The following is a 23,149-nucleotide window of genomic DNA, read 5'->3' as shown; positions in this document are numbered from 1 at the left end:
CCCCTCCGTGCGGTGCAGAGGGGGCGGACGGGGCCGGGCGCGTGAGCAGGGGCGGATCAGCCCTGGGGAGGCGTCCGTTACTGCTTCGGCGCGCCGACCGGCTTGCCGTCGGGGGCGACGGCGTACCAGGTGCCGCCGACTCCCTGGCCGTTGATGTCCCCGGGGGCCTTGTCACCGGAGAAGGTGTAGACGGGCCAGCAGTTGACGGTCTGCTGCTTCACCCCGTCGGGGCGGCTGAAGCTCATCAGGCCCTTCTTCTGCACGCCCTTGACGTCGTCACCGACCGGCGCCACGGCCGGCCACTTCTCCAGGCAGGCGCCGGTGCAGGCCGACACGGGCTTGGGCCACGCCTTGTCCTTCAGGAAGCGGTACACCGTCCTGCCGTTGCGGTCGACGATGATCTCGCCGAGGTTGGGGTCCTTGCGCACCGACAGCCCGGGCAGCGCGCTGACCTTGGCCTTCTTGCCGTCGGGGGCCAGCGCGAACCACTTGTTGCCCACGCCCTGGCCGCTGGTGTCACCGGCCGTGGTGTCCTTGGCGTAGTAGTAGGCCGGCCAGCCGCCGACCGTGAGCTGCTTGGTGCCGTCGGAGCGGGTGACCTCGCCCAGCAGCGACTTGTCGATGCCGTCGCCGGCGGTCACGCCGTCGGCGGGCACGGGCGGCCAGGCGGTCGCGCAGTCGCCGTCGCAGTTGGACTTCGGCGGCTCGGCGGTGTCCTGGTCGAACCGGTACAGCGTCTTGCCGTTGCCGTCGGTCAGGATCTTGCCCAGCTCGACGTCGGCGGAGACGGCCAGCTCACCGGCGGTGCCGCCCTGGGCACTGGCTCCCGCCGCGGCGCCGGGGCTGGCGCTCGCGTCGACCCCGCCGTAGCCGCTGCCGGCGCCGAGGCCACCGGTGGCGGCCGGGGCGGTGGCGCCCACGTTCTGGCTGCCCGCCGAGCTGCCGGCGCTTTCCTGACCGCACGCCGTCGTCAGCGCCAGCACAGCCGCGGCGCTCGCCACGAGAGAGGCGCTCCGCCAGGAGGTCTTCATCGTCAACTCCCTGATCCTCGCAAGGGTGTTGCAGCGCCCTGCTGCGCCGCCGCACGGCATGGGGTACGCACGGGGCGGGGGGTCGTGTTCAACCGGGCACGAAAAACTTTCCGCCGCCGGTAGGTCCGGGGCGCCGAGGAGTGCGCACGGGGGCATGGGGGGCGCTCCCTGCCGGGTCGCCGGCCGCTGCGCCGCAGGGTGGCGGAGACTGTTCGTACGGGTGTGCGCGTGATCGCCCGGGCGGCGCCGGACGGATCAAACCGACGCCCGCGAATATCCTTCGTTCGGGCCAATTCGGGTCGCCCGCGGGCCCGTACGCGGGCGCGGGGCCCGATGATCTGCCTCGTGCATGGACCCGAAACGACCCGATCCGCCCCCGGACCGACCCGCCGCGTGCTCGCCGCCCGGACGGCCGCGGTGGCGACGGCGGCCTGGATCCTCGCGGGCGTGCCGGCCGGGACGGCGTCGGCAGACGCCTGCGCCTGGGCGTCGACGGGCCCGGGCGGCATCGAGGCGGTGGCGATCGCGGGCGGCCACCACCACTGGCCCGACCCGCCGTGCCCGGTGCCCACCCCGACACCCACACCGCCCCCGTCGAAGCCGCCGAAGCCCAGCCCGACGCCCCCGAAGCCCACGCCCAAGCCACCCCCGCCGAAACCCACCCCCACACCCACCCCCGCACCCAAGCCCCCGCCCCCGAAGCCCCGGCCGCCGAGGCCGGCCCCGCCCGCCCCCGCGCCGCCCGCGGCCCGGCCGGCGCCCGTACCGGTGCCGGCACCGAAGCCCAGGCCGACACCGAAGCCGACGCCTCCGCCCAGGCCGGCTCCCCCGCCGAGCCCCTCCGCGACCCCCGTGCACTTCCCGGCGTACCACGCGGCACCGCCCCGGCACATCCGGCACCACGGCCCGTCGCCGGTCACCTACGTCCTGCTCATCACCGCGCCCGCCATCGTCGCCGTCGCCGCACTCCGGCCCCGCTAGCGCACCACTGGAGGTACCTCTTGCCGGAATGGCTTGTTCTCACCCTCGCGATGCTCGCCGCCTGCGCGGTGGTCGTCGTCATCACCCTCCTGCGCCACCGCACGGCGCGGGTGGACGAGGATCCCTCCGAGACTCCCGACGTCATCGAGTACATGACGATGTGGATCGGCGTCGTCTACGCCATCGTGCTGGGCCTGGCCATCGCGGGCGTGTGGGAGGCGCGCGGCGCCGCCGAGGACCACGTCCAGGCGGAGGCCCAGGCCCTGCACGAGGTGTCGGAACGGGCCCGGGTGTACCCGGCCGACGTCCGTGACCGCATTCGGGAGGATGTCAACGCCTATGTCGGACAGGTCGTCACCGTCGAGTGGAAGCGGATGGCCGACCACGGCGAACTGACCCCGCGCGGCGACCGGCTGCTGGAGCGCCTGCGCGCCGACGTCACCGACTACCAGCCCCGCAACGACTTCGAGGCGCAGGCCTACCAGCCGCTCGTGGACCAGGTGGCCACGGTCGACCAGGCACGCGCCGCCCGCGCCAACTCCACGGACCCGACCATGCCGGGCGTGGTGTGGTTCGGGCTGATCACCGGCGCGGTGATCACCATCGGCATGATCTTCGCCCTGCAGATCCGCCGTACGCCCCGTGAGCTGATCCTCGCCGGGCTGTTCTCCGCGCTCATCGCGTTCCTGCTGTTCCTCATCTGGGACTTCGACGCGCCCTACAGCCGGGGCATCGCGGCGTCCGCGGAGCCGTTCCTGCAACTGTTCCCGCACGCCAAGGGCTGAGCGCCGAGGGCTGAGCGGGGGCGGCGCCCGGAAAGAGACCGACTGCCCTCCGGACGGACTTCGGCCCGGGCTCCCTGTCAGGGTGCCCGGGCCGAAGTCCTCCGTGCGCGCCTGGAGGTGACGCAGCGCGTGGGCCGTGCGGACGGCCCTGGGTCAGGCGCGCCGCTCTGCGCGGCGGCGCATCCAGAACACCCCGCCGCCGACCAGGGCCGCCGCGACGAGCCCGCCGCCGATGGCCATGTCGGTGGGCGTCGCCCCGGTGGTGCTGCCGCCGCCGAGACCGCCGTGCACCCCGCCGATCACGGTGAAGGCGGCGGGGCGGGTGAGCGAGCCCGTGCCGATGCAGGTCACGGTGATGTCGTAGGGACCCGGGCGGGCGTTGCTGTTGACCGTGGCGGTGCCCTTGGCGGTGTGGTGGGCGCCGTTGATCGGGGTCAGCGTGGTCGTGGGGAAGGCGGCGGACGTCATGGTGCCGCCCCGGGGGCAGTTGTCGACGGTGACCGTCAACTGCCCGCCGCGCGCGATGACGCTGGGCAGGACGACGATGTTGCTCGGGGAGAGGTTGCTCTGCCCGCCGCCCATGCCGCCACCAGGCCCGCCGCCCATGCCACCACCAGGCCCGCCGCCCATACCACCGCCAGGGCCACCACCCATGCCACCGCCAGGGCCGCCGCCCATACCACCGCCCGGAACACCGCCTGTGCCACCGCCCGGAACACCACTCATGCCACCGCCCGGGCCACCCCCCATGCCGTCGGCGACGGCGACGGGGGCGGCGAGCCCGAGGACGGCGACCGCGACGGCCGAGGCGGCCAGGGAACGAGTGTTGCGCATGTGATCCTCCGCGGGAGGCACCCCGGGGCCCGTCCCCGGTCTGTCGGCGAGGAAGCACCTCCCGGACCGACCCTCGGGCGCCGCGCACTGGCCCGCATGTCGGCGCTGGTCCGTCCCGGTGAGGCAACACGCCGAACGACCACCTGACCGTCGGACATCGCCGCAGGTCACGAACCGTCAGAAACTTTCTCCATGCGGCAACTCGGATGGCGCACCGCCCCCTCGTGCGGGCCACCCGTTCGCCGTCGTGCCGTCGCCGCCCGCCGACACTGCGCTTAGCGTGCTGGTATGCGCACGGAGGACGGGGCGACGGCCGCGTCGAAAGGGGATGGCGAATGCCCGGTTACGAGCTGTCCGCACCGGCGGAAGAGGAGGAGCGCCCGAGGAAGCGCGCCCCCTGGGGCGTGATAGCGCTCGTCCTGCTGACCGGCCTCGCCCTCATCCGCAACGGTTCGGGAGAGTTCGACGCCGGCCCCCCGCAGCCCGCCCCGGCGGCCGCCGCGGACAGCCGCACCGCCCCGGACGCCGCCTTCGGGCACGCCCCGGCCGCCCTGCCGTTCTCGCTGGTCGACCGGATCCGCATCCCCGCGATCCGGGTGGACGCGCCGGTCATGCCGGTCGGTCTGGACGCCGACGGCTGGGTCGGCGCGCCACCGCCCGAGGACCCCAACCTCGCGGGCTGGTTCACCGGTGCCGTCTCGCCCGGCGAGAAGGGGACGGCGGTGGTCGTGGGCCACGTCGACAACACCCAGGGGCCCGCCGTGTTCTACGGTCTCGGCGCCCTGAAGAAGGGCCATCGCGTCGAGGTCGTCCGCCAGGACGGCAGGACGGCCGTCTTCGAGATCTACGGCGTCGAGGTCTTCGCGAAGAACGACTTCCCCGGCGACCGTGTCTACGCCTCCAAGGGCGAACCGGAGTTGCGGGTCATCACCTGCGGCGGCGGCTTCAGCAAGGCGCACGGGTACGACGGGAACGTGGTCGTCTTCGCGCGTCTGGCCGAGGTCCGCTGAGCGGACCCCGGCCAGGGGGCGGGGAAGGGCCCTGGCGGCCTGACCTCAAGCGTCGGTCAGAGCAGCCGCGGTCAGGGTGAGGTGCTGGACCAGGACCGCGGCTGCGGTGCCGGCGTCACGGGCCAGTACCGCCTCCTCCAGCCTGCGGTGTTCCGCGGCGCCGTCCCGGCCGGGGTTGCGGTGCGCCGACCAGCGGCGGGCCAGCTCGCTCGCGGTCCACAACCGGTCGAAGGTCTCCAGCAGCGCACGGTTGCCGCACCCCTCCAACAGCGTGCGGTGGAAGGCCCTGTGCGCCTCGGCCCACGCGTCGGTGTAGTACTCGCCCTCTTCCGGCGCGTACGCCGGGGTGCGGGCGAGCCGGTGGTGGGCGGCGCGTACGCGGGCCTCCCAGTCGATGTCGCCGCGCTCGACGGACATGCGCAACACGACGGGTTCGATGGTCCGGCGGGCTTCCGTGATCTCCTGCCAGCGGCGGTCGGAGAAGGACGGGACGGCGAAGCCGCGGTTCGGCAGCCGGTCGGCGAGCCCCTCGCCGACCACCCTCACGAGCGCCTCGCGCACGACGGCCAGGCTCACGCCCTGCTCCCTGGCGAGGTCCTGCGGTTTGAGGGCAGCGCCGGGGGCGTGGTCCCCGCGCATGATCGCGTCCCGCAGGTGTGCGTAGACCTGCTCGGAGAGCATCTGCTTCCCCGGCGGGGTCGAGGAGGAGTGCGCCGTCTGCGTCATGGACCCACTCTAGACGATTCTCGAATAATCGATTATCACTGTTACAGTCGATTTCTGAGCGAAAGCCTCCGCGTCCGCCGCCGCCGGAACACCCGCCTGACAGCTCCGCCCGACACCTGGAGACGCCACCGCCATGCACCTCGACGCCCTTTCCGACTCCGCTCGCACCGGCGACGCCCCGATGAGCCTGGACGCCGTCCGCCAGGTCAGCCGCGCCGTCAGCGCCGCCCACCAGTTCATCTACTTCGCTCCCGAGTCCGCCGAGGAGGCGGCCGGGCTCGGCGTGACCGACCGCGGGGCGGCGTATCTCGCCTTCCGGTCCGCCGCGATGGGTGCCGTCCCGTGGCAGGTCACACTCGCGGCCTTCTACAACTTCAGCCCGCGGGCGGTGCGGGCCATGGCGGGCGTATGGGACGCCGCGCCGCCCGAGCGGTGGCAGGCCGCCCGCTTCCTCGCCGCCGGACGGGCGATGCGACGCGTCGACGTACAGCTCACGGAAGGCCACTTGGCCGAGGCGCGCTCGCTGATCGACCCGGTCGTCGCCGGTGCCGACTACGCCGGCAAGGTGCTGGCCGCCGCGAACGCCTCGGTGGTGCTTCCCCCTGATCCCCTCGTCGCACTCTGGCAGCAGATCACGGTGGTGCGCGAGTGGCGAGGCGACGCCCACCTCGTCGTACTCGCCGACAACGGCCTCGGGCCGTGCGACTGCCTCGTTCTGCACACCGCGACGGGCCGCCTCCCCACCGCACTCGCGCGCGCGACCCGCCAGTGGGACGACGAGGAGTGGGACGCGGCCACGGCACGCCTCGTCGCCCGTGGCTGGCTCGACTCCGACGGCGTGGTCACCGACGCCGGCAGCGCGGCACGCGAGCGCATCGAAGTGGAGACGGACAGGCACTGCGCCGCGCTGTGGGCGCCGATCGGCAGCGCAGGTGCCCGCCGCTTCGCGTCGCTCATCGTCCCGATCACCGACGCGTTCACCGCGGCCGACGACGCACATCGACCGACGATCAATTGATCCGAAGGGAACGACCTAGGCGTACTGCCGGTGCGGCACGGTGATGTGGTAGCCGGAGTCCAGCAGGCGCGGCAGGTAGCGCCTCAGCGCCCGGACGCTCTGGGAGCGGTCGCCCCCGGCGTCGTGCGAGAGCACCACGACGCCGGGGGCGGCGCCGCGCTCGACCGCTCTGACGATGGCGCCGGTGCCCGGGGTGGTCCAGTCGAGGGTGTCGACGGTCCAGGCCAGCGGGTCCATGCCCATGTCGGCGCCGAGTTGGAAGGCGGTGCGGTTCCAGGCGCCGTAGGGGGCGCGGAACCACTCGGGCCGCTCGCCGTAGGCGTCCTCGATGACGTCGGAGGTGCGCTCCATCTCCGAACGGATCGCGCTGCGGCCGAGCGTGGTCAGCAGCGGGTGGGACCAGGTGTGGTTGCCGACGACGTGGCCCTCGTCGGCCATCCGCGCCAGCAGGTCCCGGTTGTAGGACGCCATCTCCCCGCACACGAAGAACATGGCGCGCACGTCGTACTCGGCGAGCGTGTCGAGGATGCCCGGGGTCCAGCGGGGGTCGGGGCCGTCGTCGAAGGTCAGCACCATGGTCCGGCCGGGGCCGTCGACGCGGAGCAGGGGCTCGTGGCGCAGCCGGGTGCGGTGCGGAGCGGCGTGCGGCGGGCCGTACCCGGCGAGGGGCTGCAGGCGGTAGGAGGAGGGCTTCAGTGGGAGGCGGTGGGCCGGGGCGCCCGCGGCCGGGGCGGCGGGGGCGGGCGATCCGCCGGTGGGGCGGGCGAGCAGACCGGCGGTCCCGGCCGCCGCGCCCAGCGCGCCGGCTCCGACGAACAACAGGCGGCGCCGCGTGAACAACTGATCCTTCTTCATGTCTCATCAGTCGCCCGGTGACGCCCCGCCGCACCCCCACGACACCTCAGCAGCGGCACGATTCCACCCGCCCGGCGCACCTGCGGTCGCGGCGGCCCGCGTCCGGGGCGAAGCTCCACGTCGGCCGTGCGCGCGGGGGCGGTCAGCGCCGGCGGACGAGCGGGAACGGCAGGGTCTCACGGATCGTCAGGCCGGTGAGGAACATGACCAGCCGGTCGACGCCGATGCCGAGGCCGCCGGTCGGGGGCATCGCGTAGTCGAGCGCGTCGAGGAAGTCCTCGTCGAGTTCCATCGCCTCGGGGTCTCCCCCGGCGGCGAGCAGCGACTGGGCGGTGAGCCGGCGGCGCTGCTCGACGGGGTCGGTCAGCTCCGAGTAGGCGGTGCCCAGTTCGGTGCCGAAGGCCACCAGGTCCCAGCGCTCGGCGAGCCGGGGATCGGTGCGGTGCTGCCGGGTCAGCGGGGAGACGTCGGTGGGGAAGTCCTTGTAGAAGGTGGGAAGCACGGTGCGTTCCTCGACGAGCCGCTCGTACATCTCCAGGACGACGTCGCCGCGTCCGTCGTCGGCGGTGTACGGCACGCCCGCGCGGTCGCACAGCAGGTGCAGCCGGGCGAGCGGGGTGTCGGCGTCGATCTCCTCGCCCAGGGCCTCGGAGATGGCCCCGTGGACGGTCCGTACCGGCCAGGTCCCGGAGATGTCGTACTCCTGGCCGCCCTTGCGGACCAGCGGCGTGCCGTGGGCGGCGGTGGCGGCGCCCTGGATCAGTTCGCGGGCGAGGTCGAGCATGACGTCGTAGTCGGCGTGGGCCTGGTAGGCCTCCAGCATCGTGAACTCGGGGTTGTGCTTGTAGGAGACGCCCTCGTTGCGGAAGGTGCGGCCCATCTCGAAGACCTTCTCCAGGCCGCCCACGCACAGCCGCTTCAGGTACAGCTCCGGGGCGATGCGCAGGTAGAGGTCGAGGTCGTAGGCGTTGATGTGGGTGGTGAAGGGGCGGGCGTTGGCGCCGCCGTGGATCTGCTGGAGCATCGGCGTCTCGACCTCGAGGTAACCGCGGTCCAGCAGGCCCTGGCGAAGGGCCTGTACGGCGGTGGAGCGGACGCGCACGGTGTCGCGGGCGGCCGGGCTGGAGACGAGGTCGAGGTGGCGCAGGCGGACCCGGGCCTCGGGGTCGGTCAGGCCGCGGCGCTTGTCGGGCAGCGGGCGCAGGCACTTGCCGGTGAGCTGCCAGGACTCCACGAACACGGTCGGCTCGCCCGTGTCGCTGAGCCCGGCCGTGCCGGTGGCGGTGATGTGGTCGCCGAGGTCGGTGTCGGCGGTGAACCGGCGCAGCGCCTCGGGCGAGGTGCCGCGGGTCAGGGCGAGCTGGTGGTCGCCGGACCAGTCGCGCAGGGTGACGAACACGATCCCGCCGAAGTCCCGTACGCGCAGGACGCGTCCGGCGACGGTGACCCGTTCGCCGGGCGGGACCGCGGCGAGGGCGTGGGTCGGGCGGGGGGCGTCGACGGGGTAGGGGTCGGTGCCCCGGGCGCGCAGCCGTTCCAGGGTGCGGTGCCGGACGCGGACCTGTTCGGGCAGTCCCGCGTCCGGCGTCCGCGACCCGGCCCCGTCCGCTCCGTCCGGGTCGGGCGCGGCCGCCGGGGCCGGCAGCCCCTCGGTGGTCGCCGGCCGGTGCGCCCCGGGGTGCCGCCGGCCCCAGAGGGTGCGCAGGGACGGTACGGACACGAAGCCCTCGGCGATGCCCGAGGCGAGGCCGACCCGGGCGAGGGCGGCGGCGTCGCCGTAGCACAGGAAGCGCGGGAACCACTCGGGGCGGTACTTGGCGTTGGAGCGGTACAGCGCCTCCAGTTGCCACCACCGGGACAGGAACAGCAGCAGCCGGCGCCACAGCCGCAGCACCGGTCCGGCGCCGATGCGCGCGCCCTCCTCGAAGACGGAGCGGAAGACGGCGAAGTTGAGGGAGATCCGGCGCACGCCCAGCCTGGGCGCGGCGGCGCACAGGTCGGCGACCATGAACTCCATGACGCCGTTGGGCGCGGCGCGGTCCCGGCGCATGAGGTCCAGGGAGATGCCGTCGCCGCCCCAGGGCACGAAGGACAGCAGGGCGAGGAGTCGGCCGTCGGCGTCCAGGGCCTCCACGAGCAGGCAGTCTCCGTCGGCGGGGTCGCCGAGCCGGTCCAGGGCCATGGAGAAGCCGCGTTCGGTCTCGGTGTCGCGCCAGGCGTCGGCGCGCTCGACGACCTCCTCCATCTCCTGGTCGGTGAGGGTGGCGTGGCGGCGCACCCGGCAGGTCGCGCCGGTGCGGCGGACCCGGTGGACGGCCTGGCGGGTGACGCGCATCTCGCGCCCGGACAGGTCGAAGGAGGCGACGTGCAGGATCGCCTCGTCGCCCAGTTCGAGGGCGCCGAGCCCGGCGCGCGCGTACGCCCGTGCGCCGTCCTCGGAGGCGCCCATCACCGCCGGGACCCAGGCGTGCCGGCGGGCGACGTCCAGCCAGGCGGCGATGGCGTGCGGCCAGGCCTCGCGGTCGCCGACGGGGTCGCCGCTGGCCAGGCAGACGCCCACCTCGACGCGGTAGGTGACGGCGGCCTTGGCGCTGGGTGAGAAGACGACGGCCTTGTCGCGCCGGGTGGCGAAGTAGCCGAGGGAGTCCTGCGCGCCGTAGGCCTTCAGCAGGGCGCGGATGCGGGTCTCCTCGTCGCCGTGCAGGGCGGCTTCCATGCGCTGGGAGCGGAACAGGGTGGCGGCGGCGTTCAGCAGGGCCAGGGCGCCGAACAGGCCGAGGAAGAAGTACAGGGGGCGGGGCGGGCGTCCGTCGAAGGAGCGCGCGGAGACCAGGCCGCCGAGGACGCGGTTGGCGGCCCAGGGCAGCCGCTGCGCGGACGGCAGGGTGCCGGGGAACAGCTCGACCAGGCCCCAGCCGGCCAGGATGGCGAGGGCGAGCCCGGCCAGCAGCACGAGGAGGGCGCGCCGGACGGCGCCGTGCCGGGAGGCGGCGTAGAACTCGGCGCGGGCGACGACGAGGACGACGAGGGCGAGCGTGCAGACCACCAGCGACGGGACCGACTCCGCGTACAGGCCGACGGCGACGCCGAGGACGTCGGTCAGCACCAACAGGCCGAGGTAGACGACCACCAGCCACCAGGCGACCTTCTTGCGGGCGGCGAGGGCGCCGGCGAGCAGCACGAGGAAGACGGCGTAGGCGAGGTTGGCGCTGACCGGGACGATCAGCAGGTCGAGGAAGCGGACGACGGGCCGCAGCAGGACGCGCAGGGGCGGGATCACGGCCAGCAGGACGCAGAGCGCGGCCAGGGCGCCGAAGAACGCGGCGTAGCCCTGCGGGACGTGGCCGAGCAGCCGGCGGGCGCGGGGCGGCGGTCCGGCGCCCGGGACGTCGCGGGCCTCGCGCCCGGCCCGGGCGGCGTCGGGGGTGGCGCTCATGTTCCGACTCTAGGAAGGGGAGGGCCGGTTCGCCCGTCGAGAGGTCCGGGATAGCCTCGGACCGTGACGGAACAGCACTCCAGCCAGCCCGCGCAGGGTTTCGAGCGGGGCACGGACGGCCCCAAGGTCATCCTCGTCGGCGTCGACGGGTCGGACACCTCGATGCGGGCCGCGGCCTACGCCGGGGGGCTGGCCCGTCGGCAGAACGCGCTCCTCGCCGTGGTGTACGTGCAGCCGGTGATGGCGGCCGGGGCCGCGCTCGGGGCGCCGGTCGCCGACGCCACCGACGGGATCGCCGAGGACCTGGTGGCCCAGATCCGGGACTCCGCCGAGCGGGTCAAGGGGATATTCGACGTGCGCTGGGAGTTCCACACGTTCCGCGGCGACCCGTACAACGGCCTGGTGAAGGCCGCGGAGGAGCTGAGGGCGGACGCGGTGATCGTGGGCGCGTCCGAGCAGGCCGGGCACCGGTTCATCGGCTCGGTGGCGGTACGGCTGGTGAAGGCGGGGCGCTGGCCGGTGACCGTGGTGCCGTGACGCCGGCGCCCTGGCCCGGCGGACCGGGACACCGGTGCCGTGGCATGCATGCCGTGACGCCGGTGCCGTGGCATGCGTTGCGGCGCGACACCGGCGCCCCAGCCCGGCGGACCGGAGGCGTCGGCCCCGCCCTCCGGGTTCTGCGGACCGTGGCGGGCGCGGCGCCGCCGGTGCGCGCCGCCGTGCCCGGTGCCGGGCCGGCTACTTCCCCATCACCAGCCCGTCCGCGGCCGCCCCGCGGCTGAGGACGACGTCGCGGATGCGGTCGCGCACGCCGCGCAGTTCGGCGCCCTGGGCGAGCGCGCGGTCGAGGTCGACGACGCGCCCGGCGTCGACGTCGAACATCTGGGGCACGAACTCGGCCTTCACCACCTCCCAGCGGCCTCCGGGCCGGGCGGGCGGGGCGAAGGTGAAGCGGGCCACGGTGGACTGGTTGCCGCGTGGGTCGGTGGCGCCCCGGTCGTCGGTCGTCCCGCCGGAGACCTGGTCGCCCAGGCCGTAGACCACCCAGGTGCCGTTGACCTTCTCGTACGCCTGCGGGACGTGGGCGTGGGTGCCGAGGACCAGGTCGATGTCGGGCCGGCCGCCGGAGCGGGACGCGGTGAGGGCACGGGCGAGGGCGAGTTGCCGCTCGTCGGGCGCGTCCTGCCACTCGGTGCCCCCGTGCACGGAGACCACGACGACGTCGGCTCCGGCCTTCCGGGCGGCCCGGGCGTCGGCGACGATCCGGTTCTCGTCGGCGAGGGCGACGGTCCAGGGTGCCCCGGGCGGCTGGGGGTGGCCGTCGGTGCCGAGGGTGTAGGCCAGGTGGGCGACCTGCGCGGGACCGGCGCGCAGCAGGGTGACGGCGTTGGCCTCGGCCTCGGTGCGGGCGGTGCCCGCGTGGCGCACACCGGCGGCGTCGAGCGCGTCGAGGGTGCGGCGCACTCCCGCGGCGCCGTCGTCGAGGCTGTGGTCGGAGGCGGTGGAGCAGCCGTCGTAGCCGGTGGCCGCGAGGGCGCGGGCGATCTCGGGCGGGGACGCGAAGCCGGGGTCGCCGTCTGCCGCCCGGACCGGCTCGAGCTGGCACAGGGCCACGTCGGCGCGGGAGACGACCGGTTGCGCGGCGGCCCACAGGGGGCGGAAGTCGTAGCCGCTGCCGCCGGCGTCGAAACGGGCGCGGTCGAGGATCGAGGTGTGCGGCAGGACATCACCGGAGGCGACGAGGGTGAAGCCGCGGGCGGCGGCGGGGGCGGGACGTCCGGGCTCGACCACGGGCGCCCGGTCCTGGGCCCGGCAGGCGGCGCCCGCCGCGAGGACGGCCGTCAGGGCCAGGGCCACCTGTCGTCTGCGCGCGATCACCACATCACCCCATCACGGATGGATTGTCATATTTACGCACCCCTCTCTCCTAACGCATGCGCGTCCACGAACGGCCCCGGCACTCCCTGCACACCCCCACGATGCGCGCGATCGGCGTAGCGACGGGCGGGGGCGCGGAACGCCCGCCGCGGGGCGCGCCGGTGGCGGTGCGCGCCGCAGGCGACCGTTCGTCGTGCCGTTCGTCGACGCTTTCGACCGTCCGTCGCAGAGGCGTGCGCACGGCCTGTCACCTGCGGGCGCCCTGCGGTGCCATACGCGCATGACCGCCGCGACGACCCTGACGCACCGCCCGACGACGACCGCCGAGCACGAGCTCGCCGCGCTGCAGCGTGAGCACGGCCGGCCGCTGTTCGCGCTGCTGCTGAGGCTGTGCGACGGCGACCGGCAGCGCGCCGAGGACCTGGTCCAGGAGACCCTGGTACGGGCCTGGCAGCACCCCGAGGCGCTGCGCGCCGACGCCTTCGACTCCGCACGCCCCTGGCTGATGACCGTCGCCCGGCGGCTCGCCATCGACGCGCGGCGGGCCCGCCGTGCGCGCCCCGCCGAGGTCGGGGACGCGGTGCTGGAGAACGCGCCGGTGTGCGCCGACCACGCCGAGCGGGCCGCCGCGGCCCTCGATGTGCGCGAGGCTGTGAAGACCCTCACGCCCGAACACCGTGAAGTCCTGGTGCTGGTGTACTTCCAGGGGGCGAGTGTGGCGGAGGCCGCCGCAACCCTGGGCATTCCGCCCGGTACCGTGAAGTCCCGCGCGTACTACGCGCTGCGCGCCCTGCGCCGGGTGCTTCCGGGATACGCGGCCGACCTGCGCTGAAACCAGCGGCCGAGTCAAACCTCCGTAAAGCGCCTTGCCGCCGACCCCGGTTGAGTAATCGGCTGTCCTCATCCGTGTTCCGGATGGGGGCCCCGGCACCGGGCGACGCGCACGCACCGGAGGAAGGCAGGAAGGGATGCAGCACAGAGGTCATCAGAGCACGGAAGGCGCCGACGGCGGTGAACTCGCCGTCCCCATGGCCTGGTTGTACGCCGAGTACATCGCCGACGAACTGCTGCGGACCGGCGATCTCATGCCACCGACGTCCTTCGAGTTCCGCGCCGGGCGTGACGCGCTGGCGCTGACCATCTTCCTGTCCGACGCGGACGGCGAGCTGTCGGGGATCCGGGTGGTGACCCAGCTCGAGACCTGGTTGTCGCTGACCGCCTACGACCAGCCGTGGCAGGGCTGGGTGCGCGAGCGGATGGCCCAACTCGCCCGCGCGGAGGCCGAGTCCGGCCGCCCCTCGGTGGACCTGGAGCTGGCCGCCGCGGCCTGGCGCTGGCTGGAGGAGACCGAGCTGCTCGCCCCCGACCTGGACGCCGTGCCCGGCGGCGGCGCGCTGCCCGACGAGGACGAGGGACCGAAGGTCTGGACGCCCGCCTGGCAACTCGGTCTGCCCCTCGGTCACCTCGCGATTCATCTTTTCTAGAACCGCACCAATCCGCGGGGCCGGCCGCTCCGAATGTCTCGGGTGATTCTCCGTGCGTCTTGAGTGATTCCGCTGTCTGGTCCGTACCGGTGGGAGCAAGGAGTAACCCCACCCGCACCCAACGGCACGAGGATTCGGCATGAGGTCCCTGGAAAGGCATGCGGACGTCGGCGCGTACGCGCTCGGCGTGCTCGACGAAGCGGCGGCCTTCCGCTTCGAGGACCACCTCATGGAGTGTCCTCGGTGCGCGGCTCAGGTCACCGAGTTCGGCCCCACCACACGCCAGTTGATGCTCTACCGGCGGGCGACGCCGCGGTTCGTGCACCCTTTCGCCGGGCCGGGTCCCCGGCTGCTGGACAAGGTGCTCGGCGAGGTCGCGGCCCGGCAGCGGGCCGGGCGCCGGCGCCTGGTGTTCGCGCTGGCCGCCTCCGTCGCCGTCGCGCTCGGCGGACCCGCGGTCGCCGTCCTCGCGGACGCCGGCGAGCAGGACGTACGCCTCACCGCGACGGACGAGAAGTCCGGGGTGTGGGCGCAGGTGACGACCCAGGACCGGGTCTGGGGCACCGACGTGGTGCTCAAGGTCAAGGACGGCGCGGGCCCGCGCGACTGCCGGCTGGTCGTCGTCGGCCACGACGGCTCCGAGCAGACCGTGACGAGCTGGGCCGTGCCCGACCACGACGCTCGCCCGAACACCGTGCACGGCGCCGCGGCCCTGCACCCGGGGGACATCGCCCGTTACGAGGTGCGCACCGACCAGGGCGACCGGCTGGTCACGCTCCAGTCGCGCTAGCCCTCCCCCGGGCGGAAACTGGAGGTCAGGACGCGGAGCCGCACAGGATCCGCTCCCCCGCCGCCCCCGCGAGCACGACCGAAGGGGCCGAGCCGTGGACGACCGACTGATGATCCTCGTGTCCGACGAAGGCGCCGAGGCCGAGCAGGTCGAAGAGCTCACCCGGCACCTGCGCGAGGAACTCCTGCACCTCGACGTGGACGACGTCACCTCCGTGCCCGCCGACGACGTACCCGCCGGAGCCCGGGTCGTGGACCCCGCGACGGTCGGCTCCCTGCTGGTGACCCTCGGCGCCTCCGCCGGCGCCCTCGACCAGGTGGTCACCGTGGTGCGCCGCTGGCTCGGCCGCTGCCGGGACACCCGCCCCTCGCTGCGGCTGCGGCTGGACGAGGACGAACTGGAGATCTCGAAGGCCACCGACGACCAGGTCGCGCAGGCGTTCGACCTGTTCGTCCGGCAGCACTCCGGGGCGGCGACCCCGCCATGAGCGCCTCCCGGCACGCGCTGATCATCGCCAACGCCGACTACGACGACCCGGGCCTGAAGGAGCTCGCGTCCCCGGCCTCCGACGCCTCGGCGCTCGCCCGGGTGCTCGGGGACCCCCAGATCGGCGACTTCGAGGTCGAGGTGGTCGCCGACGCGCCGTCCCACGTGATCCTGCGCCGCATCGAGGGCTTCTTCACCGACCGCCGCCGCGACGACACCCTGGTGCTGCACTTCTCCTGCCACGGGCTCAAGAGCGAGTCGGGCGAGCTGTACCTCGCCGCCCGCGACACCGAGCCCCGCTACCTGGACGCCACCGCCGTCCCCTCGTACTTCGTGCGCCGGTGCATGTCCCGCACCCGCGCCGGGAGCACCGTGCTGTTCCTCGACTGCTGCTACGGCGGCGCCTTCTCCAAGGGCTCGGCCGCCGTGCGCGCCGCCGGGGACGCGCACGTCCTGGACAACTTCACGGCCGAGAAGCCGCCGCGGGGCCGGGGCTGGGCCGTCATCACCGCGTCCACCGCGATGCAGTACGCCATGGAGGGCGGCCGGCTCACCGAGGGCGCCGGCCCGCCGCCGTCGGTGTTCACGCACGCGGTGGTGGAGGGCCTCCAGACGGGCGACGCCGACCTGGACGCGGACGGCGAGGTGTCCCTCGACGACCTGTACGAGTACCTCTACGAGCACGTCCGCGAGCAGAACCCGAACCAGACGCCCAGCAAGACCGTGGAGATGCAGGGCGGCCTCCAACTGGCGCACAGCCGGCACCGCCGGATCACCGTGGAACCGGCCGACATCCGGCCCGAGATGCGGTCCGCCGTCCAGAGCCGCAACACCTTCACCCGGCTGGGCGCCGTGCGCGCGCTGCGCGACCAGCTCGCCGACGACCGCCTCCCGGTCGCCGAGGGCGCCCGCCGCGCGCTGGAGGAGATGGCGCGCGGCGACGTCGAGGACGTCGCCCACGACGCCGAGGAGGCCCTCGCCGCGGTCCGGCTGCGGCCGTCCGCGACCCGGCTGGACTTCGGCCGGGTCGAGCGGGACTCCGCCGTGCCGCACCGGACGGTCACCCTGGAGGGCGTCCCGCTGGCCCGCTGCTGCCTGGCCCACGCCACCGCCCCCTGGCTGCGCGTCGCGCAGGACGACGACGCCCTGGACGTCGGCGTCGACCCGGCCACGGTCGGCCACCTGAGCGGGGACATCGTGCTGAAGGGGGTCGCCGACGACGCGGTGGTCACCGTGGAGGTCGACGTGCGCGTACCGGACCGGCCGCCCGTGGGCGCGCCGCCCGGCCCGGCCGGTGCGGAGGCGGGGACCGTACCGGACGGGCGGACGCCGGACGCGCCCACCGCCGTCACCCCTGCCCCCGCCCCGGCCCCCGTGCCTCCCCCGTCCGACCGTGTGGTGATCCGCCCGCAGGAGCCGCCCGGCGAGCCACCGCCGGTGATCACCCACGACCCCGGACCGCAGCCGCCCCCGGCGGCCGTCACCGTGGCGCCGCCCCCCTCCCTGCCCCCTCCGTCCGCCTCGCTGCGGGACCAGCCGACGGTCGTCACCCACCGGCCGGCACCTGCCGCGGAGCGCCCGAGCGGGGCCCACCGGTATCCGGCGCCCGACCGGCCCACCGGCGCGCGGGGCGCGCCCCTGGCGGCGGCCGCGGCGCTGGGGCTCGCCGCGACATCGGTGGTCATGTGCGTGCTGACGGCGGTGAGCGGCCGGCAGGCCGTGCACCGGCGCGTGCACGACCATCACCACCCCCACCCCTTCCCCTTCGCGCATCACGCCCACATCACGGGCGCGTTCACCTACCTCGTGCTGTGTCTGTCCACCGCGGCGGCCGCCCTGCTGATCGGCGGCCTCGCGCGCTATGTCGCCGACGCGCGTCGGGAGCGCTACACGGAAGGCGCACGCAGCGCCACGCACACCCTGGTGTCCACCGCACGCCTCTTCGCGGTGCCGGTGCTGGTCCTGGCCGGTCTGGCCGGCCTCGCCTACCTCGTGGGCAGCAACCGCTGACGGTCCCGCCGCCCGCTACTTCAGCAGCCGCGACAGCCGCCGGTCCGCCAGCGGCTTCCCGCCCGTCTGGCACGTCGGGCAGTACTGCAGGGAGGAGTCGCTGAAGGAGACCTCCCGGATGGTGTCACCGCACACCGGGCAGGGCTCACCGGTGCGGCCGTGGACCCGCAGGCCGCTCTTCTTCTCCGCCTTCAGCCGGCCCGCGGCCACACCCCGGGAGCGCTCGACGGCCTCGGTGAGCGTGGTGCGCAGCGCCTCGTAGAGGACGTGGGTCTCCTGGGGGGTGAGCGAGGCGGCCAACTTGAACGGTGACATCCGCGCGGCGTGCAGGATCTCGTCGCTGTAGGCGTTGCCGACACCCGCGAGGAGGCTCTGGTCGCGCAGCGCGCCCTTGAGCTGCCGCCGCTCGCCCGAGAGCAGCGCGGCGAGGCGCGCCTCGTCGAAGTCGTCGGCCAGCGGGTCGGGGCCGAGCCGGGCGACACCCGGGACCTCCTCCGGGTCGCGGACGACGTACACGGCGAGCCGCTTCTGGGTGCCGGCCTCGGTGAGTTCGAAGCCCGCGCCGCTGTCCAGGGCGACCCGCAGGGCGAGCGGCCCCTTGCCGGGGCGGGGCGGGCCGTCCGGGAGGCGGTCCCGCCAGTGCAGCCAGCCGCCGCGGGCCAGGTGGGTGACCAGCCGCGGTCCGTCCTCCGTGCGCAGGTCGAGGAACTTGCCGTGGCGGAGCACCTCGGCGACCCGGTGTCCCTCCAGGGCGGTGACGGGCGGGTCGTACGTCTTCAGGACGCTGATGGCGACGGGCAGCACCCGTACGATCTCGTGGCCGACCAGGTGCTCGGTGAGGAAGTCCCTGAGCGCCTCGACCTCGGGCAGTTCCGGCATACGTCCAGGGTGCCACCCGCGTCCGGGTCCGGCCCGGCGCCGGGGCGGGGGTCAGCGGGCGGCGGAGCCGCGCTCGGGCACCACGAACTCGCACCACACGCACTTGCCGCCGCCCCGCGCCTCCACGCCCCACACGTCGGTCAGCAGGTCGACCAGGAGCAGGCCGCGCCCCGACACGCCCGACTCGCCGGCCTCGCGGCGGCGCGGGAGGGCGCTGGAGGAGTCCTCGACCTCGACGCGCAGCCGCCGGTCGGCGGCGCTGAGCACCCGCAGGGTGACGATCGCGGCGCCCTCGGTGTGCATGAGAGCGTTGGTGATGAGCTCGTCGGCGACCAGTTCGATCTCGTCGGCGCGGTCGCGGGCGCCCCAGGCGCGCGTGGCGGCCCGGATCATGTGCCGGGCGTGGGTCAGGGCCTCCGGGTCGCCGGGCGCCACGTGCTGCTGCAGCCGTCCGCCGGCGTGCGGGGTGTCCTGGCCGCGGCGGCGCAGCAGGAGCAGCGCCACGTCGTCGTCGCCGCCGCGTTCGTCGGCCACCTCGATGAGCCGGTCGGCGAGCTCGCGCACGTCGTCGGGGCCGGCGGCGATCAGCGCGGCCAGGGCGCGCATGCCGTCGTCGACGTCGGCACCGGGCACCTCGACCAGGCCGTCGGTGCACAGCAGCAGGGTGTGGCCGGTGTCGAGTTCGAGGGTGCCGACGGGGTACTCCAGGCTCCCGAACTGCGCCGACAGGCCGAGCGGCAGCCCGCCGGGGACGGGGACGCGGCGGCAGTCGCCGTCGGGGGCGCGCACCAGCGGGTCGATGTGGCCGGCCCGCACCACCTGGACGACGCCGGTGGCGAGGTCGGCCTCGGCGTACAGGCAGGTCGCGAAGCGGTCGGTGTCCAGTTCGTGCAGGAAGACGGAGGCGCGGGCCATCACGGTGGCCGGGGTGTGCCCCTCGGCGGCGTAGGCGCGCAGGACGATCCGCAGCTGGCCCATGACGGCGGCGGCGTGCGTGTCGTGGCCCTGGACGTCGCCGATGACGGCGCCGACGCGCCCGCCGGGCAGCGGGATCAGGTCGTACCAGTCGCCGCCGATGTCCCGGCCGGCGGAGCCGCCGATGGTGGCGGCTCGGTAGCGGACGGCGACGTCGGCGCCGGGCACGCTGGGGATGGTGCGCGGCAGCATGGCCCGCTGCAGGCCCTGGGCGATGTCCTGCTCCTCCTCGTAGAACATCGCGCGCTGCAGGCTCTGGGCGATGCTGCTGCCGAGGGCGACGAGGATGTCGCGCTCCTCGGGGGTGAAGCCGCTGCGGTCGCTGTAGAGCAGGCCCATGGCGCCGATGGGGCGGGCCTGCACGATGAGCGGGAGGTAGGCCGCGGAGGTGATCCTCAGGTCGGTGAGGTGCGGCCAGAGGATGGGGTAGCCGGCGGCGAACTCCTCGGCGGACTCGATGAACCGGGGGCGCAGCGTGCGCACCACCTCGCTCATCGGGTAGGGCTCGTCGATGCGGGTGACCAGGGTGCCGGGCACGAAGCTGCCGGCCGGTCCCTCGGCGACGAGCCGGATCCGTCCGGCCTCGACCAGGCCCATGACGAGGCTGGTCGCGCCGAGGTGGGTCAGGCCGTGGGTGTCCTTGAGGACGTCGATGACGTCCTGGACCGTGCGGGCGTGGGCGAGGGCGGCCGTGGCGAGCTGGACCACGTTGGTCTGCCGGCTGCGGGCGTCGTCGAGGGCGGCCCCCTGGCGGCGGTCGGCGAGGTCGCTCAGCTCCTCGGTGGCGTCGCGGACGATGCCGACGATCCGGCGGGGGCGGCCGGTGTCGTCGCGGCGGATGTAGCCCTGGGTGTGGGTCCAGCGCAGGGAGCCGTCGCGCAGGCGCAGGCGGAAGTAGGCGCCGTAGTTCTCGCTGCCGTCCTTGATGGCCTGGGCGACCAGCGCGTCCAGGCGCTGGGCCTCGGCGGGCGGCACGCGCGGGGCCAGGTTCTCGGGGTGGCCGTCGTATTCCTCGGGGCGCAGGTCGAAGATCTCGTGGGCGCGGGCGTCCATGTGGAACAGGCCGCTGTCCAGGTCCCAGTCGAAACTGCCCATGCGGTTGAGCGCCAGGATCGGGTCCGGGTGGGCGGGCCAGTCGTCCGGGAGTGACAGGGCACTAGCTCCCCGATCAGCCATGGGGCCACCTTGCCAGCATTCGTCCGATTCTTCGACCGGTGGGGCGGGCGGGCACCGTGCTCAGCCGGGCAGCGTGCCGGCGGGGCCGCCGGCACCGGCGGACGGGTCCGCCGGGTCGCTGCCGCCGGGCAGGCCGGTGAGGGCTCCGTCCAGTGGGGTGTCCGGCAGGCCGTCCGGCAGGCCGTCCGGGAGGTCGTCCGGGATGAGGCCGCCTCCGTCGGGCACGTCGGGGAGGTCCGGCACCGTCACCGGGCCGAGGCCGTCGACGAGGTCCCACCCGGTGTCGTCGGCCGGGTCCGGCGCGGTCGCGGTCAGGTCCGGGGCGGCCGGGACCGGCTGCTGCCGGGGGCGTCGGGGCGGGGCGGCCGGGTTCAGCGGCGCGCGCGCCGGCGGGGGCACCCCGCCGGCCTGCGGGTCGGATGCCGGGGAGGTGGCCGACCAGGCCGGCGCCGGCAGGGCGCGGTCGCGGGAAGCGTCCGGGCCGGGGCTGCGCTCGATCCAGGCGCGGGTGACGACGTCGACGAGCGTGAGCCGGGTCAGCGCCCGGGGCGCGGGGGTCACGGCCACCACCCGGCCGGGCCGGTAGTCCGGCCACGGCAGGCTGCGCGGGTTCGGCGTCCCGGGCGTGGCCGCGGGCGGCCGCAGCGGGTTGCCGCAGGCGCAGCGCAGCCGGGGCACGCCGCGGTCGTCGACGAGGACGGCGGTGCCCGCCTGGAGCACGGCCTGGCGGGGGGTGGCGCGGCCGTCGCGGTAGCCGTGGTCGGTGACGCGGGTGTCGGCGCGCAGCACGACCGGGGTGAGGGCGCGTACGTGGCCGGGGACGGCGGACGTGGCGACGCCCTCGGCGCGGGCGAAGGCGTCGGCCTTGGCCCGGTCGGCGGTGAGCAGGGCGATCTGGCGTTCCACGTCGCAGCCGGCGACGCCCTGGACGCCCCCGTACAGGCCGGGCGTGCCGCCGGACACCGAGGGCGGCCGGTCGCCCGTCGTGGTGGCGGGTGCCGGGAGCACGGGGAGGGAGGTGACCGTGGAGCGGGTGAAGGCGTCGGGGCCCTGGGCGGCGACGGGCCGCAGGACGACCTGCTCACCCGGCCGGGAGGGGGAGCCGCCGCAGCCGGCGACGAGGAACGTGACCGCGAGGGCGCAGACGAGGACGAACACTCCACGGGGTGGCCGCACGTCGCTCTCCTGCCTCGTCGCGGGCCCCGCCACGGCGCGGACCACACCTTTCGACCGGTTCGGGATCATTGTCTGCTTCGCCGGCCGGGGTTGCGCAAGCGCAGTCATGGAACACGCCCGGTGAGGCGCACGCGTCAGGAGAGGAGCGAGACCCCCGTGGACTGGTTCACCGCACCCGGCTACTGGCTGAGCCGACTGGTCTTCCAGCGGGCGCTGGCCGGGGTCTACCTGGTCGCCTTCCTGACGGCGGCCCTGCAGTTCCGTGCGCTGCTGGGCGAGCGGGGCATGCTGCCCGTCCCCCGGTTCGTCGAGCGGGTGCCGTTCCGGCGGGCGCCGAGCCTGTTCCACTGGCGCTACTCCGACCGGCTCTTCGCGGCCTGCGCCTGGACGGGGTGCGCGGTGTCGGCGGCGCTGCTGGCGGGGGTGGACGCGTACGTGCCGCTGGGGGCGGCGATGGTGCTGTGGCTGGTGCCGTGGGCGCTGTACCTGTCGATCGTGAACGTCGGCCAGACGTGGTACGGCTTCGGCTGGGAGTCGCTGCTGCTGGAGACCGGGTTCCTCGCGGTGTTCCTGGGCAACGACGAGGTGGCGCCGCCGGTCGTGGTGCTCTTCCTGCTGCGCTGGCTGCTGTTCCGGGTGGAGTTCGGCGCGGGGCTGATCAAGATGCGCGGGGACGCCTGCTGGCGGAAGCTGACGTGCCTGCACCACCACCACGAGACCCAGCCGATGCCGGGCCCGCTGAGCTGGTTCTTCCACCACCTGCCGGGACCCCTGCACAAGGTGGAGGTGGCCGCCAACCACGTCACCCAACTCGTGGTGCCGTTCCTGCTGTTCGCCCCCCAGCCGGTGGCGTCGGCGGCCGCGGCGCTGATGATCCTCACCCAGCTCTGGCTGGTGCTCAGCGGCAACTTCGCCTGGCTGAACTGGATCACGGTCGTGCTCGCTCTGCCGGCCCTGCGGCTCCCCCACGACGCCCCGACCGTGCCGAGCGCCCCGCTCTGGTACGAGGCCGTCGTGCTGGCGGTGGCCGCGCTGCTGCTGTTCCTCAGCCACCGCCCGGTGGTCAACATGCTCTCCCGCCGCCAGGTGATGAACCGCTCCTTCGACCCGCTGCACCTGGTCAACACCTACGGCGCGTTCGGCAGCGTCAGCCGGGTGCGCCACGAGATCGTCGTCGAGGGCACGCTCGACGAGGTCCCCCGCGAGGACGGGGACTGGCGGGCCTACGAGTTCCGCGGCAAGCCGGGCGACCCGCGGCGCTGGCCGCGCCAGTTCGCGCCCTACCACCTGCGCCTGGACTGGATGATGTGGTTCGCCGCGCTGTCCCCCGGCTACGCCGGGACGTGGTTCGGGGCGCTGGTGGAGCGGCTGCTGGAGAACGACCGGGACACCCTGAGGCTGCTGCGCCGCTCGCCCTTCCCGCCCGACCGGCCGCCGCGCCACGTCCGCGCCCGTCTCTTCCGCTACCGGTACACGACCTGGCGGGAGCTGCGGGAGACCGGCGCGTGCTGGGAGCGGACGTACGTGCGCGAGTACCTGCCGCCCACGCGGCTGACCGCGCCCGCGCGGGAGACGTAGCCCCTCACGCCGTCCGGACGGCCGGCCGTCCGGGGGCGCGG

Annotated in this window: 20 protein-coding genes; 11 read left to right on the top strand and 9 right to left on the bottom strand. The window is 74.7% G+C overall.

From position 1 onward, the window contains the following. Positions 1–77: 77 nt before the first annotated feature. Positions 78–1,031, bottom strand: a complete 954-nt coding sequence (locus E4U92_RS14515) for an SCO0930 family lipoprotein (protein WP_137300788.1) — start codon at positions 1,029–1,031, stop codon at positions 78–80. Positions 1,032–1,883: 852 nt separating this feature from the next. Here E4U92_RS14515 and E4U92_RS37030 point away from each other — a divergent pair. Further along, positions 1,884–2,012 carry a hypothetical protein gene (locus E4U92_RS37030; RefSeq protein WP_277754752.1) on the top strand — a complete coding sequence of 43 codons (129 nt, stop codon included), beginning with the start codon at positions 1,884–1,886 and terminating at the stop codon, positions 2,010–2,012. A gap of 20 nt (positions 2,013–2,032) precedes the next feature. Further along, positions 2,033–2,797, top strand: coding sequence for a bestrophin-like domain (locus E4U92_RS14500; protein WP_137300787.1), 765 nt, complete (start codon positions 2,033–2,035; stop codon positions 2,795–2,797). 153 nt (positions 2,798–2,950) lie between these two features. On the opposite strand, the gene E4U92_RS14495 is transcribed toward E4U92_RS14500, so the two are convergent. Then, positions 2,951–3,403, bottom strand: a complete 453-nt coding sequence (locus E4U92_RS14495; RefSeq protein ID WP_229862038.1) for a hypothetical protein — start codon at positions 3,401–3,403, stop codon at positions 2,951–2,953. 563 nt (positions 3,404–3,966) lie between these two features. Here E4U92_RS14495 and E4U92_RS14490 point away from each other — a divergent pair. Continuing rightward, a complete protein-coding gene (locus E4U92_RS14490; protein WP_137300785.1) occupies positions 3,967–4,641 on the top strand; it encodes a class F sortase in 675 nt (224 codons plus the stop codon). A gap of 45 nt (positions 4,642–4,686) precedes the next feature. Here the strand turns inward: E4U92_RS14490 and E4U92_RS14485 are convergent, their stop codons facing one another. After that, the gene (locus tag E4U92_RS14485) at positions 4,687–5,367 is read right to left on the bottom strand and encodes a GntR family transcriptional regulator (protein ID WP_137300784.1); all 681 of its coding nucleotides are present in this window, start codon (positions 5,365–5,367) and stop codon (positions 4,687–4,689) included. Positions 5,368–5,500: 133 nt separating this feature from the next. Here E4U92_RS14485 and E4U92_RS14480 point away from each other — a divergent pair, with 133 nt between their 5' ends. After that, positions 5,501–6,385, top strand: a complete 885-nt coding sequence (locus tag E4U92_RS14480; RefSeq protein ID WP_137300783.1) for an SCO6745 family protein — start codon at positions 5,501–5,503, stop codon at positions 6,383–6,385. Between the two features lie 15 nt (positions 6,386–6,400). On the opposite strand, the gene E4U92_RS14475 is transcribed toward E4U92_RS14480, so the two are convergent. Next, positions 6,401–7,240 carry a polysaccharide deacetylase family protein gene (locus E4U92_RS14475; RefSeq protein WP_137300782.1) on the bottom strand — a complete coding sequence of 280 codons (840 nt, stop codon included), beginning with the start codon at positions 7,238–7,240 and terminating at the stop codon, positions 6,401–6,403. Positions 7,241–7,382: 142 nt separating this feature from the next. After that, the gene (lysX, locus tag E4U92_RS14470) at positions 7,383–10,676 is read right to left on the bottom strand and encodes a bifunctional lysylphosphatidylglycerol synthetase/lysine--tRNA ligase LysX (protein ID WP_137300781.1); all 3,294 of its coding nucleotides are present in this window, start codon (positions 10,674–10,676) and stop codon (positions 7,383–7,385) included. Positions 10,677–10,739: 63 nt separating this feature from the next. Between lysX and E4U92_RS14465 the strand changes: the two genes are divergently transcribed. Then, on the top strand, positions 10,740–11,213 hold the full coding sequence (locus E4U92_RS14465; protein WP_137300780.1) for a universal stress protein: 474 nt from the start codon (positions 10,740–10,742) through the stop codon (positions 11,211–11,213). A gap of 201 nt (positions 11,214–11,414) precedes the next feature. Here the strand turns inward: E4U92_RS14465 and E4U92_RS14460 are convergent, their stop codons facing one another. Then, positions 11,415–12,554 (bottom strand): CapA family protein, encoded by a 1,140-nt coding sequence (locus E4U92_RS14460; RefSeq protein WP_137300779.1) that lies wholly within the window; start codon positions 12,552–12,554, stop codon positions 11,415–11,417. A 280-nt stretch (positions 12,555–12,834) separates the two neighbouring features. On the opposite strand from E4U92_RS14460, the gene E4U92_RS14455 reads away from it, so the two are divergent. The 5 genes from E4U92_RS14455 (at position 12,835) to E4U92_RS14435 (ending at position 17,324) form a co-directional block, all read left to right on the top strand. After that, positions 12,835–13,386, top strand: a complete 552-nt coding sequence (locus E4U92_RS14455; RefSeq protein WP_137300778.1) for a sigma-70 family RNA polymerase sigma factor — start codon at positions 12,835–12,837, stop codon at positions 13,384–13,386. A 136-nt stretch (positions 13,387–13,522) separates the two neighbouring features. Continuing rightward, positions 13,523–14,038, top strand: a complete 516-nt coding sequence (locus tag E4U92_RS14450) for a hypothetical protein (protein ID WP_137300777.1) — start codon at positions 13,523–13,525, stop codon at positions 14,036–14,038. Positions 14,039–14,177: 139 nt separating this feature from the next. Beyond that, complete coding sequence (locus E4U92_RS14445) at positions 14,178–14,828, top strand: zf-HC2 domain-containing protein (protein WP_137300776.1); 651 nt, start codon at positions 14,178–14,180, stop codon at positions 14,826–14,828. Between the two features lie 94 nt (positions 14,829–14,922). Further along, positions 14,923–15,315: a hypothetical protein gene (locus E4U92_RS14440; protein ID WP_137300775.1), complete on the top strand. Its 393-nt coding sequence runs from the start codon at positions 14,923–14,925 to the stop codon at positions 15,313–15,315. Continuing rightward, a complete protein-coding gene (locus tag E4U92_RS14435; protein ID WP_137300774.1) occupies positions 15,312–17,324 on the top strand; it encodes a caspase family protein in 2,013 nt (670 codons plus the stop codon). The genes E4U92_RS14440 and E4U92_RS14435 overlap by 4 nt, the downstream gene beginning before the upstream one ends. Positions 17,325–17,339: 15 nt before the next feature. Here E4U92_RS14435 and E4U92_RS14430 read toward each other — a convergent pair whose 3' ends face one another. From E4U92_RS14430 to E4U92_RS14420, 3 genes are read right to left on the bottom strand one after another with little or no spacing between them, the layout of a single operon-like run. Then, positions 17,340–18,203, bottom strand: a complete 864-nt coding sequence (locus E4U92_RS14430; RefSeq protein WP_137300773.1) for an Fpg/Nei family DNA glycosylase — start codon at positions 18,201–18,203, stop codon at positions 17,340–17,342. 51 nt (positions 18,204–18,254) lie between these two features. Then, positions 18,255–20,354, bottom strand: a complete 2,100-nt coding sequence (locus E4U92_RS14425) for a SpoIIE family protein phosphatase (protein WP_137300772.1) — start codon at positions 20,352–20,354, stop codon at positions 18,255–18,257. A gap of 60 nt (positions 20,355–20,414) precedes the next feature. Then, a complete protein-coding gene (locus E4U92_RS14420; RefSeq protein WP_174863854.1) occupies positions 20,415–21,530 on the bottom strand; it encodes a DUF6777 domain-containing protein in 1,116 nt (371 codons plus the stop codon). Positions 21,531–21,686: 156 nt separating this feature from the next. Between E4U92_RS14420 and E4U92_RS14415 the strand changes: the two genes are divergently transcribed. Further along, complete coding sequence (locus E4U92_RS14415; RefSeq protein WP_137300771.1) at positions 21,687–23,108, top strand: lipase maturation factor family protein; 1,422 nt, start codon at positions 21,687–21,689, stop codon at positions 23,106–23,108. Positions 23,109–23,149: the final 41 nt, after the last annotated feature.

It is taken from the genome of Streptomyces galbus, from assembly GCF_005280195.1.
Taxonomy (GTDB): Bacteria; Actinomycetota; Actinomycetes; order Streptomycetales; family Streptomycetaceae; genus Streptomyces; species Streptomyces galbus.
This window is presented reverse-complemented; position numbering and strand designations above follow the sequence as displayed.

Bases quoted from the DNA above. Each gene is read 5' to 3' on its own strand.
- E4U92_RS14450 (WP_137300777.1), top strand. From the start codon at position 13,523: ATGCAGCACAGAGGTCATCAGAGCACGGAAGGCGCCGACGGCGGTGAA.
- E4U92_RS14455 (WP_137300778.1), top strand. From the start codon at position 12,835: ATGACCGCCGCGACGACCCTGACGCACCGCCCGACGACGACCGCCGAG.
- lysX (WP_137300781.1), bottom strand. From the start codon at position 10,676: ATGAGCGCCACCCCCGACGCCGCCCGGGCCGGGCGCGAGGCCCGCGAC.
- E4U92_RS14430 (WP_137300773.1), bottom strand. From the start codon at position 18,203: ATGCCGGAACTGCCCGAGGTCGAGGCGCTCAGGGACTTCCTCACCGAG.
- E4U92_RS14445 (WP_137300776.1), top strand. From the start codon at position 14,178: ATGAGGTCCCTGGAAAGGCATGCGGACGTCGGCGCGTACGCGCTCGGC.
- E4U92_RS14480 (WP_137300783.1), top strand. From the start codon at position 5,501: ATGCACCTCGACGCCCTTTCCGACTCCGCTCGCACCGGCGACGCCCCG.
- E4U92_RS14425 (WP_137300772.1), bottom strand. From the start codon at position 20,354: ATGGCTGATCGGGGAGCTAGTGCCCTGTCACTCCCGGACGACTGGCCC.
- E4U92_RS14495 (WP_229862038.1), bottom strand. From the start codon at position 3,403: ATGGGCGGCGGGCCTGGTGGCGGCATGGGCGGCGGGCAGAGCAACCTC.
- E4U92_RS14475 (WP_137300782.1), bottom strand. From the start codon at position 7,240: ATGAAGAAGGATCAGTTGTTCACGCGGCGCCGCCTGTTGTTCGTCGGA.
- E4U92_RS14485 (WP_137300784.1), bottom strand. From the start codon at position 5,367: ATGACGCAGACGGCGCACTCCTCCTCGACCCCGCCGGGGAAGCAGATG.
- E4U92_RS14490 (WP_137300785.1), top strand. From the start codon at position 3,967: ATGCCCGGTTACGAGCTGTCCGCACCGGCGGAAGAGGAGGAGCGCCCG.
- E4U92_RS14435 (WP_137300774.1), top strand. From the start codon at position 15,312: ATGAGCGCCTCCCGGCACGCGCTGATCATCGCCAACGCCGACTACGAC.
- E4U92_RS14515 (WP_137300788.1), bottom strand. From the start codon at position 1,031: ATGAAGACCTCCTGGCGGAGCGCCTCTCTCGTGGCGAGCGCCGCGGCT.